14 protein-coding genes are annotated in these 13,260 nt (G+C 52.6%); 6 read left to right on the top strand and 8 right to left on the bottom strand.

Features of this window, described 5'->3' with window-relative positions; all coding sequences use genetic code 11:
• Positions 1-66 precede the first annotated feature (66 nt).
• The 6 genes from yidC (at position 67) to RC74_RS04075 (ending at position 5,531) form a co-directional block, all read left to right on the top strand.
• Positions 67-1,866, top strand: coding sequence for a membrane protein insertase YidC (yidC, locus tag RC74_RS04050; RefSeq protein ID WP_039004043.1), 1,800 nt, complete (start codon positions 67-69; stop codon positions 1,864-1,866).
• Positions 1,863-2,621: an MOSC domain-containing protein gene (locus RC74_RS04055; RefSeq protein ID WP_052275084.1), complete on the top strand. Its 759-nt coding sequence runs from the start codon at positions 1,863-1,865 to the stop codon at positions 2,619-2,621. The genes yidC and RC74_RS04055 overlap by 4 nt, the downstream gene beginning before the upstream one ends.
• Entirely contained in the window at positions 2,618-3,268 is a 651-nt protein-coding gene (gene yihA / locus RC74_RS04060) for a ribosome biogenesis GTP-binding protein YihA/YsxC (protein ID WP_039004044.1), read from the top strand. Before RC74_RS04055 ends, yihA begins: the two co-directional genes overlap by 4 nt.
• A gap of 74 nt (positions 3,269-3,342) precedes the next feature.
• Positions 3,343-4,209, top strand: coding sequence for an acetylglutamate kinase (gene argB, locus RC74_RS04065; protein ID WP_039004045.1), 867 nt, complete (start codon positions 3,343-3,345; stop codon positions 4,207-4,209).
• 42 nt (positions 4,210-4,251) lie between these two features.
• Positions 4,252-5,043: a sterol desaturase family protein gene (locus RC74_RS04070; protein WP_039004046.1), complete on the top strand. Its 792-nt coding sequence runs from the start codon at positions 4,252-4,254 to the stop codon at positions 5,041-5,043.
• Positions 5,043-5,531 carry a SixA phosphatase family protein gene (locus tag RC74_RS04075; protein ID WP_039004047.1) on the top strand — a complete coding sequence of 163 codons (489 nt, stop codon included), beginning with the start codon at positions 5,043-5,045 and terminating at the stop codon, positions 5,529-5,531. Before RC74_RS04070 ends, RC74_RS04075 begins: the two co-directional genes overlap by 1 nt.
• A 78-nt stretch (positions 5,532-5,609) precedes the next feature.
• Here the strand turns inward: RC74_RS04075 and RC74_RS04080 are convergent, their stop codons facing one another.
• From RC74_RS04080 to crcB, 8 genes are all read right to left on the bottom strand, one after another.
• Positions 5,610-6,401 carry an amino acid ABC transporter ATP-binding protein gene (locus tag RC74_RS04080; protein ID WP_039004048.1) on the bottom strand — a complete coding sequence of 264 codons (792 nt, stop codon included), beginning with the start codon at positions 6,399-6,401 and terminating at the stop codon, positions 5,610-5,612.
• A gap of 15 nt (positions 6,402-6,416) precedes the next feature.
• Entirely contained in the window at positions 6,417-7,799 is a 1,383-nt protein-coding gene (locus RC74_RS04085; RefSeq protein WP_039004049.1) for an amino acid ABC transporter permease, read from the bottom strand.
• A 1-nt stretch (position 7,800) separates the two neighbouring features.
• Entirely contained in the window at positions 7,801-9,057 is a 1,257-nt protein-coding gene (locus tag RC74_RS04090) for an amino acid ABC transporter permease (protein ID WP_039004082.1), read from the bottom strand.
• Positions 9,058-9,191: 134 nt separating this feature from the next.
• The gene (locus tag RC74_RS04095; protein WP_039004050.1) at positions 9,192-10,208 is read right to left on the bottom strand and encodes an amino acid ABC transporter substrate-binding protein; all 1,017 of its coding nucleotides are present in this window, start codon (positions 10,206-10,208) and stop codon (positions 9,192-9,194) included.
• A gap of 220 nt (positions 10,209-10,428) precedes the next feature.
• Positions 10,429-11,145, bottom strand: a complete 717-nt coding sequence (locus tag RC74_RS04100; protein ID WP_039004051.1) for an ATP12 family chaperone protein — start codon at positions 11,143-11,145, stop codon at positions 10,429-10,431.
• On the bottom strand, positions 11,142-11,828 hold the full coding sequence (locus tag RC74_RS04105; RefSeq protein WP_039004052.1) for an HAD-IA family hydrolase: 687 nt from the start codon (positions 11,826-11,828) through the stop codon (positions 11,142-11,144). The genes RC74_RS04100 and RC74_RS04105 overlap by 4 nt, the downstream gene beginning before the upstream one ends.
• A complete protein-coding gene (locus RC74_RS04110; RefSeq protein WP_039004053.1) occupies positions 11,825-12,859 on the bottom strand; it encodes an RluA family pseudouridine synthase in 1,035 nt (344 codons plus the stop codon). Before RC74_RS04110 ends, RC74_RS04105 begins: the two co-directional genes overlap by 4 nt.
• Positions 12,856-13,233, bottom strand: coding sequence for a fluoride efflux transporter CrcB (gene crcB / locus RC74_RS04115; RefSeq protein ID WP_039004054.1), 378 nt, complete (start codon positions 13,231-13,233; stop codon positions 12,856-12,858). The genes RC74_RS04110 and crcB overlap by 4 nt, the downstream gene beginning before the upstream one ends.
• Between the last annotated feature and the right edge of the window lie 27 nt (positions 13,234-13,260).

Raw genomic sequence — 13,260 nt, forward strand, 5'->3', positions numbered from 1 at the left:
CCCTTGACCTTTTCCGCTTAGACGGGTTGAACCTGACTGTGTTTTTTCCGGAAAATGGCGGGTCCAATGGACGATCAGAATAAGAACCTAATCCTTGCAATCGCTTTAAGCCTCCTTGTGCTTATTGGCTGGTCGTTCATAGCGCCTCAGTCAACACCGCTTGTAGACCCTGAGGCCGGGGCAATCACTGCCAATGATGGGGACTTAATGCCGCCGGCAACTTCACTTGTTCCGGCAACCGAGGTTGTAGCCGAGACCATAGAACAGTCGGTTGAAGAACAAAGGATTCCAATTGAAACAGACCGTGTCGTTGGCTCAATTTCCACACGCGGTGGGCGGATCGATAGTCTTTCCCTAAAAGACTACACCGTTGATCTTGACCCCGATTCAGACCTTGTTCAAGTCCTTCGCCCCGAAGGTGAAGAGCATGCGTATTATGCGCTCTATGGCTGGGGGCCCGCTGGCGGAATGGATCCAAAACTCGTGCCTAATCGCGGTACAATTTGGTCACTGTCCGAAGGAAAGATCCTCACTCCAGAAACGCCGATTACGCTCGCTTGGGACAATGGTCAGGGGCTTTTGTTTAAGCAAAAAGTTTCAATCGACAAAGACTTCCTCTTCTCCATCGAACAATCCGTCACCAATAATACAACAACATCCCAGCGCCTCTATCCTTACGGCATGATCGCCCAGCACGGCACGCCTGATCAAATTGGCTTTTTCATCCTACATGAAGGCGCCATTCGCATGTCGGACGGCCATCTGACAAAAAACAAATACAAAAAAATGCCTGACATGGACTATTCGGAGCAAGAGAGAGCGCGAGTAGACAAGCAAGATGTCGTGGAAAGTGGCTGGATTGGCTTCACAGGTAAGGAATGGATGACAACGCTCATTCCTGAACAGGGCCAACCCTTCACATCTGTTGCAAAATACATTGAGAGCCAAGACGTTTATACGGCCGAGGCGCGTTTTCCAGTTATGGAAGTTTCCCCCGGTGGCACTATCCTGAACGATAGCCGCCTCTTTGCGGGCGCAAAAGAATGGTCGCTGATCAAGCATTACGAACGCGACGAAGCCGTCGAGCGCTTCATCGATTCAATCGATTGGGGCGTGTTCTCCATGATCACCAAACCAATGTTCTGGCTCCTTTACACAATTTACGGATTTATCGGTAACATGGGCTGGTCGATCATCGTTTTGACTTTGATCATCAAGGCAATGCTCTTCCCGCTTGCCTACAAGTCTTACGTTTCCATGGCCAAGATGAAAAAACTTCAGCCAGAAATGGAAATAATCAAAAAGAACGCGGGAGATGATAAACAAAAACTCCAGCAAGAAATGATGGCTCTTTATAAGAAAGAGAAGGCAAATCCCGCCTCAGGCTGTTTGCCAATCTTGCTGCAAATTCCAATTTTCTTTTCGCTCTACAAGGTGATTTTTGTAACCATCCTCCTACGCCACGCGCCTTGGTTTGGTTGGGTCAACGATCTTTCCGAGCCTGATCCCAGTTCAATCCTGAACTTGTTTGGTCTTTTGCCCTACGCGACGCCCGAAGCTGGAAGTATTTTTGCGATTATTTCCCTCGGAATCTTGCCAATTATTCTTGGCATCTCAATGTGGCTTCAACAGAAGCTCAATCCAGCCCCCACCGAGCCAACTCAAGCAATGGTCATGGCATGGATGCCGTGGGTCTTCATGTTTATGTTGGGAAATTTTGCCGCCGGACTTGTTATCTACTGGATTGCAAACAACATGATCACTTTTACGCAACAGTATCTCATCATGCGCAGCCAAGGTGTTAAACCGGATGTTTTTGGCAACATCATCTCCGGATTGAAACGCAAGAAGTCGGACGCGAAGTGAACCATTCGGCCCCCTTTGTCGCTCAAATTTGGCGTCATCCAATCAAGGCGCATGGGGCCGAACACCTAGAGTGTGTTGATCTCTTGGCAGGGAAGACTCTGCCGTGGGATCGTGTTTGGGCTGTACCGCATAGTGCAGCAAAAACGGACGGCGGAACATGGGTGTCGTGCCGAAACTTTACGCGTGGTGCAAGCTATCCAAGCCTTATGGCCATTGATGCCCAGTTTGATAGCAAATCCGAAGAGATCACGCTTTCGCATCCTGACCGCGAAAATATTCAATTCCGGCCCGACGATAACCCTGCCGCATTTTTGGAATGGGTTACCCCTTTGTTGCCACCTGAACGCCCCGCGCCAACAGGCCTTTTGCGGGCCACAGCTCAGGGTTTGACGGATCAATCCAAACCATGGGTTTCGATTCTAAATCTTGCCTCTTTGCGCGCGCTGTCTGATAAGTTAGGAACAACATTGGACCCGCGGCGCTTTCGCGGGAATTTTTGGATCGATGGATTGCCCGCTTGGGCGGAGCGCGAATGGATCGGTCAAAAGGTATCTTTCGGTTCAGTTGAGCTTGACGTTACGCAACACATTACGCGATGTCGGGCAACTGAGGTAGATCCAGAGACGGGCCTGCGCGATGTCGATACGCTCGGGGCTTTGCACGAAAACTGGGATCACCGGGATTTCGGCGTTTTTGCCCAAGTGTCCACCGGCGGCACTGTTACCATCGGCGACACTGTGGAGATCGCAATATGACACAAACGTTTTCAATCGTAGAAACCCCCGATGCTGAATCCGCCGAAAAAGGGCGCATGCTTTTTGCAGGAGAGACCGAGTTCCTAAAGGGCGTCGTCGAGATGGACGGCATGCCTCCCGGTGACCTTCTGGAAGTTTGTTTTGCGGGCCGTTCCAACGTCGGGAAGTCTAGCCTTATCAATGCTGTAACAGGCCGCAAGGCCCTTGCGCGTGCGTCAAACACCCCCGGTCGTACACAGGAAATCAACTTTTTCACCGCGGCAGACAGCCATTATCTTGTCGATTTGCCCGGATATGGGTACGCCAACGCACCCGTCGCCATCGTCGCAAAATGGCAGCGCCTTCTTAAGGCATATCTTTCAGGTCGCGCCAATCTGCGCCGCGCTTTTGTGCTGGTTGACGCGCGACATGGCGTCAAGGTTGTCGACGAAGAAATCATGTCTCTTCTTGATCGCTCTGCTGTCACGTTTCAATGTGTTTTGACCAAAATTGATAAACCCAGCAAGGCGGATCTGGACAAAGTTATTGAGCAAGTTCGTGGCGCACTAGCCAAACATCCCGCGGCCTTCCCCGAGATTGTCCTAACGAGTTCGGAAAAAGGTCATGGAATCTCTGAGTTGCGGTCTATCATTGCAACGCTCATCTAAACATTGCCCATTTTCCAACCTTGGATAACCCGCGTTCACCCACTACCAATAAGGGTGAACCTTAGGATGAGCTCATGAAGAAACAAGATGCGATGAACAAAGACTGGATTGCAACCGCCCGTACACTTTCTCAAGCCCTGCCTTTCTTGCAGCGGTATGATGGCGCTACGGTTGTCATAAAGTTCGGTGGACATGCAATGGGCAGCGACGAGGCGATGGATAGCTTTGCGCGCGACGTCGTTTTGATGCAGCAAGTTGGCGTGAACCCTGTCGTCGTGCACGGTGGCGGTCCGATGATTAACGAAATGCTCAGCAAACTCGACATTCAATCCGAGTTCGTCGGCGGCAAACGTGTAACGGATGCGGCTACAGTTGAAGTTGTCGAAATGGTGCTTTCTGGTCGGGTAAACAAGCGGATCGTTCAGGCGATCAATGCGCAAGGGGGCCGCGCTGTCGGACTTTCGGGCAAAGACGCCAACTTGATGATTTGTGAGCAGACGGATGCGAAACTTGGATTCGTCGGTACGCCTGTCGAAATGAACCCAGCCGTCCTTAAGACCTTGTTTGAGGCGGATATGATTCCCGTTATTGCGCCGCTTGGTATGGGTCGGACTGGCGAGACTTACAATGTGAACGGCGACACGGCGGCGGGGGCAATCGCTGGAGCGTTGAAAGCCGACCGGCTCCTTCTCCTTACCGATGTCGCCGGTGTAAAAGACGCATCGGGCGAGGTTGTGACAGAGCTAACGGCTGCCCATGTTCATGAGTTGACTGAACTTGGCATTATTGCGGGCGGGATGATTCCGAAAACTGAAACTGCGCTTGCGGCGTTACAGGCCGGTGTCCGTGCGGCTGTTATTCTGGATGGGCGCGCCCCAAACGCCTGTTTGCTTGAGCTGTTCACCGAACATGGCGCGGGTACAATTATCCGGCAAGGGTAAGGTTTTCGTTGAACAGCGCCGAATTTCGGAGCACCGTGATATATGCAAAATGAAACTTTCCTTAGACTAGGCGTCTTCCTCGGTCTATTCGTTGTACTGGCACTCGCAGAGGCCATGCTCCCTCGCCGCCCCAGTACACGCTTGGGGCGTTGGCCGGTCAATTGGGCCATGATTATTCTGGATTCGATAACCCTCAGGATCATGGCAATTGCCGTGCCGCTGTTGGCCGTTGGGGCCGCGCTTGAGGCTTCACATCGCGGTATTGGCCTGTTCAACCACACAACTTTGCCGTCGTGGATCGAAGTCCTTTTGGCCATCGTTATCTTGGACTTTTTTATCTGGTTGCAGCATTTGATCACCCATAAGGTACCGTTTTTATGGCGTTTTCATCAAGTTCACCATGCTGACCCTGAAATGGATGTCACAACGGCCATTCGATTTCACCCTGTGGAAATCGCCCTTTCAGCAGGATTTAAAATTGGTCTGGTCTATGTGTTTGGACCATCGGCGGTTGCCGTGATTTTATTCGAGGTTTTGCTAAATGGCACCGCGATGTTTAATCATGCAAACCTTCGTCTACCGATTCCGTTGGATCGCGTTGTACGGCGAGTTTTGGTGACGCCGGATATGCACCGTGTTCATCATTCGGTTTATCGCGAGGAAACCGATAGCAATTACGGGTTTTCGTTGTCGGTGTGGGACCGTTTGTTTGGAACGTATATTGCGCAGCCTAAGGATGGTCACACGAGTATGCGCATTGGTCTTTTGGGGGAATACGCGAAACCCAAGGGTTTCATTCATGCACTTATGATGCCGTTTCGAAAGGGACGGTAATGAAACTTATTTTGATGCGGCATATGAAGTCTGATTGGGACGGAATGACGAGCGATCATGCGCGTCCCCTCAATCCGCGCGGCCGTGCCTCTGCATCGAAGATCGGGTTCTGGCTTGAGAACAAAGGGTTTTTGCCTGATTTGGCACTGGTTTCAGATTCCCAACGGACCCGCGAAACCTTCGACGGGTTGGCGCCATACCTGTCGCGAAACCTTGTTCCGGTGTTTACCCGCGCGCTCTATTTGGCGGAACCCGCTGCCATACTTGCGATCCTTGCGGCCCATAGGCCCGCCCCTACAAGCACGGTTCTCCTGCTGGCGCATAATCCCGGGATTGCGGCGCTTGCGGCCACCCTAGTGGAGGAGGAGCCGCGCCATCCGAAGTTCTATGACTATCCCACGGGCGCGACGACGGTACTGGAATTTGACGGGGAAATCGGACCCCACAAAGGTAAACCACTTGGTTTCGTAATTCCGCGTGAATTGTAGAGTTATTTAAAAAACCGGCCCTCAGAAAGAGCCGGTATTTAAAGTTTTTAAAGTTTTCCAAGATGCCGAAACGGACCCTTAGTGCCCCAAAATCTGGGAGAGGAACAATTTCGTGCGCTCGGATTTTGGATTGTTGAAGAACTCCTCAGGCTCGTTTTGCTCCACGATCTGACCGTCGTCCATAAAGATCACACGGTTCGCAACCTGACGGGCAAAGCCCATCTCGTGGGTCACGCACAGCATGGTCATGCCTTCTTCGGCCAACTCGATCATGGTGTCGAGAACCTCTTTGATCATCTCCGGGTCAAGAGCTGAGGTTGGCTCGTCAAAGAGCATGATGCGGGGTTTCATACAAAGCGAACGGGCAATCGCCACGCGCTGTTGCTGCCCACCCGAAAGCATGCCGGGGTATTTGTTGGCTTGCTCGGGGATTTTTACCTTCTCAAGGAAGTGCATCGCAATTTCCTCGGCTTCTTTTTTGGGTGTTTTGCGCACCCAGATCGGAGCCAAGGTACAGTTCTCCAAAATCGTCAGATGCGGAAAAAGGTTGAAGTGCTGAAAACACATTCCCACTTCGGAACGGATTTTGTCGATGTTTTTGAGATCGGACGTGAGCTCGGTTCCATCGACAATAATGTCGCCCTTTTGGTGCTCCTCAAGACGGTTGATACAGCGGATGAGCGTCGATTTCCCCGAGCCGGATGGCCCCGCAATAACGATACGCTCGCCCTGATTGACCGTCAGGTTGATGTCGCGCAGCACGTGGAAGCTCCCGTACCACTTGTTCATATTGTTGATTTGGACCGCAACCTCTTCAGAGACCTGCATTTTGGAACGATCAATTTGGCGTTGAGTAGCAAGTTCAGACATATCGTGAACTCCTTATTAATGGCCAGTCTTGAGCTTGCGCTCCAAGAACATGGAATAACGGGACATAGAAAAGCAAACGACGAAGAAAAGCAGCGCGATGAAGGCATAAAGCTCCCACACAATACCGTTCCATTCTTGGTTTGCGCGGATCGCACTGGACAGGCCAACGGGATCCATGAGGCTAATGATCGAAACCAACGTCGTGTCTTTGAACACGCCGATAAAGGTACTCACGATGCCCGGAATGGAAATCTTGAGCGCTTGCGGCATAATGATCAGCCGTTGCGCCTTCCAATAATCAAGTCCCAGAGCATCCGCCGCCTCGTACTGCCCTTTTGGCAAAGCGGCGAGCCCGCCGCGCACAACCTCGGCCATATAGGCCGACGCAAAGAGCGTTACCATGATCATAACCCGCAGAATAACATCAAAGTTCGTACCCGGAGGCATGAAGATATTGAGCAGGTTGTTGGCCACAAACAGGAGGGTAATCAGAGGCACACCGCGAATAAACTCGATGAAACCGATGCAGATCGACTTCACGATCAGCAAGTCAGACTGGCGACCCAGAGCAAGAAGAACCCCAATCGGCAATGACCCGAGGATCGCGACGATCCCAATGGAGATCGACAGAACGAAGCCCCCAAACTGTCGGCTGGAAACGGCTTCCAGAGCCAACCCCGGCGTTACACTTGCGAGGACACCCGCAACGGGGCCAGCCGCAAATAGCCACCAAAGGATTGGCACCACGGCGGTCAATATAATCCCGACCAAACTGCCGGTATGAGGGCGCACATAGTGGAAGACCAAATACCCAATAACGAAGCCCGCAAAGGCCATCGTCGGCCCCCAAATTGAGCCACCCCACATGAGGAATACGTCCACAAACGGGAAGAGCATCGTCACGATCAGTAGCTTGCGCGGTGCTTTTTCCGAAAGAACCGGAAGCAGACCAACGAACATCAGCACCAAGGCCAAATTCAAACGCCAGTAGCCAAGGATCATCACAATCGGGGTCGCAACATGTGCACGTGGGTCGGAGCTGATAAGCTCAGGATCAACGCCGCTTAAGGACGACAGAAGGCCAACGTCTAGGGGATAGAAGCCATAAAGAAGCTGCAACCAACGATCGTTGATCACACCCCAACAGGCACCATGCCCACCCGCGCCGATGATCTCGCGGCATTCGGTTAGTGACTTGGCGTTCCACGTTGGCGTAACCCCCCAACCAAGAAGGTTGAGGACCGTCCATACAACGGCGAGGAGAAACAGGACCGATATGATCGAATTCCAAATGCCGTTGAACAGATTTTGACGCAACCAACCGATTGGGCCAACCATGGTTGAGGGCGGGACTTGCTGCGAGAGCATTTCTGTGCGGACAAAACTAACTTCTGGCATATTACCGCTCCACCAATTTAACTGAGTTATTATACCAATTCATCACGGCCGAAATGCTGAGGGAAATCGTGAGATAGATCAGCATCAAAAGCAGGATGGACTCAAGCTCGCGCCCCGTTTGGTTCATGGTGATCCCGCCGAGTGTGGCGGTAATATCCATGTACCCAACCGCAATGGCGAGTGAGGAGTTCTTGGTGAGATTCAAGTAGTTAGAGATCATTGGCGGGATAATCACCCGCATCGCCTGTGGCAAAATCACCAGACTCATGGTGCGTCTCGAACTCATGCCAAGGGCCTCAGCGGCCTCACTTTGCCCTTTTGAGACAGACATGATGCCCGAGCGAACGATCTCGGCGATAAAGGCGGCGGTGTAGAGCGAGAGGGCAATCCAGAGCGCGAGCAGGGAGTTGCGTAGATGGGTCCCGCCTTGGAAGTTGAAGCCCTTTAGCGCCGGATAGCCAAGATGGAAACCAAGAGCAACAAGCACGATCGTCACGGGAAGCAGTACCGCTCCCAAACGCAGATACCAAGTGGTTGGTCGAATGCCCGTCGCTTCTTGAATGCGATTTGCGCGCTCTTTGATTTTCTTGGAGGCAACAATGCCGGCGATCAGAACAGCCGCAATAAGGACGAGGTTCAAACTAATATTCAAGAACCCGAAAACGCTGACGTCACCCAAACTTCTGCTGAACAGGGGTTCGGGCATATATATGCCCCGGTTCGTTATGGCGACGGTGTCGTTCAAAATCATAGACGCGGTCGCGTTGTCGCCTCTGAAATCATTAGGCTGGGGCAATGTCTCGATCATGATCGCCATGGTAAACACGATCCACAGCAGGACGGGGACGTTTCGGAACGTCTCGACATAGACCGTCATGATTTTGGAAACGATCCAATTGTTCGAGAGGCGCAGGATGCCGACAAAAACACCGATAATCGTCGCTGTGATACAGCCGAGGAACGCAATCAGCAACGTATTAAGAAGACCCACGCCCGCCGCGCGCCAATGGCTGTCACGGGAGGTATAGTCAATTAACCGTTGGTTGATGTCATACCCTGCGGAGTCGTTCAAATAAGTAAACGACGGTTCTTTTCCGAGATCCGAAAGGTTTTGCGCTGTATTACCAATGAGCCAAGCAAACACTGCCATGAACCCGAGAAGTGCAACAACTTGAATGGTCATTGACCTGTATCGGGTATCGTAAATCAGCATAGATAGCCGAAACGACTCCTTAGGAGGGTCGGTTATTGTTGTCATGAAAATATCCCCGTCGTCGCTAGGCATTCCGGCGCATTATTTGCGCTCATACAACCTAAGCCTTTTGTTTAGTTATTGTTCTTATAGATAGTCAAAAGGGCGCGGAATGAACCGCGCCCTTTTATTAGTAAGCCCTAGCGGAAGGGTGGGGAATAAAGCAGACCACCATTTGTCCACTGTGCGTTCAAGCCGCGAGCAATCCCGATTGGTGTGCTTTGACCAATAGTTTGCTCGAAGATTTCACCGTAGTTGCCGCCAGCCATGATAGCCGCTTTGGCCCAACCAGCTTCAAGACCAAGCATTTCGCCGAGGTTACCCTCTTTGCCCAAAAGGCGCGCGATTTCTGGGTTCGTTGTGCTTGCTTCCATTTCTTCGATGTTTGCAGAAGTCACACCGAGTTCTTCAGCGGCGATCAAAGCATTCAAAGACCAACGAACGATGTCTGCCCATTCGTTGTCGCCGTGGCGAACAAGAGGACCGAGTGGCTCTTTGGAGATGATTTCAGGAAGGACGATGTGCTCGCTTGGTGCTTCGAAGGTTGCACGAGTCGCTGCCAACGCGGAAGCGTCCGTTGTGTAAACGTCACAAGCGCCCGCAAGGTACTGTTGTTGACCTTCAGCGTTTGTTTCGATTGGCACAGGCTCATATGAGAGATTGTTGGCGCGAAAGTAGTCGGCCAAGTTCAACTCAGTTGTCGTCCCAGTTTGAATACAAACCGTTGCGCCATCAAGTTCCTTAGCAGAGCTAACACCCAGCGCTGTTGGAATCATGAAGCCTTGACCATCGTAGTAGTTCACACCTGCGAAATCGAATTTCAGGTCCACATCGCGGCTGAATGTCCATGTTGTATTACGGGCCAACATGTCGATTTCGCCGGAAGCCAACGCGGTAAAACGAGTCTTACCAGTTGTCGGGATAAATTCTACAGCAGTGCCATCGCCCAAAACGGCCGCAGCAACGGCGCGACAAACAGCAACATCAAAGCCGGCCCATTCGCCGTTCGCATCTGGAGCACCAAAACCCGGAACGCCGGTGGTAACGCCACAGTTTAGTTTACCGCGCGCTTTTACGTCATCCAACGTACTTGCTGCGGCAACACCTGCGGCAAGGCTTGCCACGGTCAGTGCACCAAAAAATACGGATTTATTCATTTTTAACCTCTTCCTGATTGTCCATCCTTTTTTGGATGGTTTGGCCGATGGAGTAACATCGGCAGTAGACATGAAGACAGCAATGCTGTCCGCATTACGCGTAGAATGGACAATTTCTGTTGCAGCCGTCAAGGGGGCAACGGTACGCCAATGGTCCGTTCCCTTGGGGCCCCCCCGCAAAGGTGGGGAGCTTCCCGTTCGTTTTTCGTAATTCACAAGATCAAGGTGCGACTTGCAGGCCTTGATAGAATTCAATTGCCTCAAAAAATGCTTGCCGCTTTTTCGCGGCCAATTCGGTGGCTTCGTCGTCTTGCCCCCATTGGCTTTCCTGCCAATTTTCGTCCAGACGGGAGGCCTGCCAAATGTCTTCGGGGGATTTAAAGGCATGGAGAGCCGCGAGCCCAAGAACAAGGGAACCACTTATCGCCACAAGATCATGGAAAGCGACCAGTTCAAATGTGTTCAAAGCAAACACTGGCGCCCGCAATTTCTCGATACTTGCCGCGGGTTGGGCGACATGCATGATGCCTTCGCCAAGGACGAGCGGCGCGTCGAAAGTCGTTTCAGCCCAAAGTAAAAAGGGTGTCCAAACCGCATGTTGCTTCTCAACAAGTTCAATCGGAAAGGCCGCGCGGTAACACAACAAATCGGTTTCCCCATAGGACGCAAGCATATCGGCAACCGCGTCGAATTGATGGGCAACCTTGTCGATCGCAGAGTTGGCCATGCGGGTAACCGGCATAGTAACTGGATCAATTTTCGTGTCCTGCGACTGCCATTCACGAGCAACTTTTTGGGCAATCTCAAGGGTTGGGATAACCAATGCGGCCTTGGACGGAGTGCGCAATTTGCGCCCATCCAACAGGACTTCAAAGCCCCCTTCGGTGGCGGCCACTTCGGCGTTTTTCCAAAACTTTTTTGTCGCCCAACTCGTCATTTCCCACTCCAGATTTGGTCCAAATAGGGGATCAATTCGTCAAATCCCTGCAAGATCACTTCCGCGCCAGCTTCCGTAAGGTCAACTTGTGAATGATAGCCCCAATCGACCCCAATGCGCCCTACCCCCGCAGATTTTGCCATCGCCATGTCAAAACTCGTGTCGCCAATCATCACCGCATTCGCGGCATCAACACCGGATTCCGAAAGCGCCTGAAAGATCATGGAAGGGTGTGGCTTGGAGGGGTGGTCGTCGGCAACCTGCTGGGTGAAGAACATTTTTTCTAGGCCGTGACCGCTTAGAAGGCTGTCCAAACCACGGCGACTTTTGCCCGTGGCAATACCAAGGATATGATGGTCCACCGTCTGAAGCGCGCGCAGGACGTCGAGCGCCCCGTCGTAAAAGGGTGACCCGGATTGTGCGCCCAGTTCTTCGCGTTGCGCGTTGAAGGCCCCTTTATAGGCATCCACCATTTTCTCACGTTGGCTTAACGCGCAGTCAGGCATTAGGCGCAAAACAGCCTCAGGGAGGGAGAGGCCCACAATCGACAAAACCGCCTCCCGACTTGGAGGTGCGACCTCCACCGAGGCGCAAGCGGCTGTCATCGCCGCGAGAATATGGTCCTGACTGTCGACAAGCGTTCCATCGACATCAAAGATTATGAGCTTTAGCTCGGTACTCATTGTTCCTCGTCGAAGGGGTCAAGCGGCACATCGCGCACGTCCCACGCAAGGGTATCCCACGTATGGACCATGTGTTTGGGCATCGGCGCCGTAAACGTCATACGGGCCCCTGTGGAAGGATGTGTCATGGTCAGGCTGCGCGCGTGCAGGTGAAGTTTTTTCGAGATCTCCCCGCCCAATTGTGCGCCCCAACCGTCGCCAAGGTTTTCCTGACCTGATCCGCCATATTTACCATCGCCGATAATCGGATGCCCAAGCTCGGCCATGTGTGCGCGCAATTGGTGCGTGCGGCCTGTGATTGGAACAAGCGCCACCCATGATACGCGGCCCCCAAGAGCCGAAAGCACCGCATAATCGGTTGTCGCGCGCTTAGCGCCCTCCGTGGAATCGACTTCGCGCGGGTGAATACAATGCATTTTTTCAAAGTCGGCACCTGCTTTCACAAGGCCAAAGCGAATGGTCCCCAAACGGGGTTTTGGCTGGCCTGCGACGGCTGCCCAGTAAATTTTACGCGATTCGCGGTCACGGAAGGTGCGGGTAATTGCTGCTGCTGACGCACGTGTGCGGGCAAGAACCAAGACACCGGACGTGTCTTTATCAAGACGGTGCACAAGGCGCGGCTTCTCTTCCAACCCAAAACGAAGCGCATCCGCCATACCATCGACGTGACGGTGATGATTGGTGCCGCCTTGCGTTGGCAATCCCGGAGGCTTGTTAATTACAATCATATAATCGTCGCGATACAGGACCGTGGCGCGGATCATATCCGCATCTTCGTCCGACATCGGAGCCGCAGGTTTCGCTTTGGCTGTGATCTGGCTGGCGGTTGGCAGCGGTGGCACGCGGACGATTTGCCCTGTGGTCAAACGAGACGCGGGTTTAACACGCCCCTTGTCGACGCGGATATCGCCTTTGCGGCAGAGCTTTTCGATCCGTGCTTGGCTAACTTGTGGAAACTGGCGGCGAAACCAACGATCAAGGCGTTGATCATTGTCGTCAGGCGTAATCGTAATATGTTGAACACCGCTCATGCGAAGCCCCCTTTTGCACACCATACCCCGAGCGCAACCGCCGAGAGGGACATAACCATTGATAGAGCGACATAGAGTGCCGCCGAGCCGAGTTGCCCAGCTTCAAAGAGCCGTAACGTATCGAGTGAAAACGCCGAAAACGTTGTGAACCCGCCCAAGACACCGATCATTAAGAACGGCGCCATAACCGAGGAGTCACGCCCTGCAAGTAGCACAAAAAGCAGCCCCATTACAAACGACCCAACGACATTCACACTTAAGGTCCCCCATGGGAAACTCATACCCAAAAGTCGCACCGCGTAAGCCTGAGTCAAAAAGCGCATCACGGCGCCTAAAGCACCTCCGAGCGCCACATATAATAGGGTCAAAAACATCGGCCGTGTTTTCCCTCTAGCGCCCGG

This window comes from Falsihalocynthiibacter arcticus, assembly GCF_000812665.2.
Classification (GTDB): Bacteria; Pseudomonadota; Alphaproteobacteria; order Rhodobacterales; family Rhodobacteraceae; genus Falsihalocynthiibacter; species Falsihalocynthiibacter arcticus.

Coding starts and splice junctions, on each gene's coding strand:
- yidC (WP_039004043.1), top strand. CDS start 67: ATGGACGATCAGAATAAGAACCTAATCCTTGCAATCGCTTTAAGCCTC.
- yihA (WP_039004044.1), top strand. CDS start 2,618: ATGACACAAACGTTTTCAATCGTAGAAACCCCCGATGCTGAATCCGCC.
- argB (WP_039004045.1), top strand. CDS start 3,343: ATGAAGAAACAAGATGCGATGAACAAAGACTGGATTGCAACCGCCCGT.
- RC74_RS04070 (WP_039004046.1), top strand. CDS start 4,252: ATGCAAAATGAAACTTTCCTTAGACTAGGCGTCTTCCTCGGTCTATTC.
- RC74_RS04075 (WP_039004047.1), top strand. CDS start 5,043: ATGAAACTTATTTTGATGCGGCATATGAAGTCTGATTGGGACGGAATG.
- RC74_RS04080 (WP_039004048.1), bottom strand. CDS start 6,401: ATGTCTGAACTTGCTACTCAACGCCAAATTGATCGTTCCAAAATGCAG.
- RC74_RS04085 (WP_039004049.1), bottom strand. CDS start 7,799: ATGCCAGAAGTTAGTTTTGTCCGCACAGAAATGCTCTCGCAGCAAGTC.
- RC74_RS04090 (WP_039004082.1), bottom strand. CDS start 9,057: ATGACAACAATAACCGACCCTCCTAAGGAGTCGTTTCGGCTATCTATG.
- RC74_RS04095 (WP_039004050.1), bottom strand. CDS start 10,208: ATGAATAAATCCGTATTTTTTGGTGCACTGACCGTGGCAAGCCTTGCC.
- RC74_RS04100 (WP_039004051.1), bottom strand. CDS start 11,145: ATGACGAGTTGGGCGACAAAAAAGTTTTGGAAAAACGCCGAAGTGGCC.
- RC74_RS04105 (WP_039004052.1), bottom strand. CDS start 11,828: ATGAGTACCGAGCTAAAGCTCATAATCTTTGATGTCGATGGAACGCTT.
- RC74_RS04110 (WP_039004053.1), bottom strand. CDS start 12,859: ATGAGCGGTGTTCAACATATTACGATTACGCCTGACGACAATGATCAA.
- crcB (WP_039004054.1), bottom strand. CDS start 13,233: ATGTTTTTGACCCTATTATATGTGGCGCTCGGAGGTGCTTTAGGCGCC.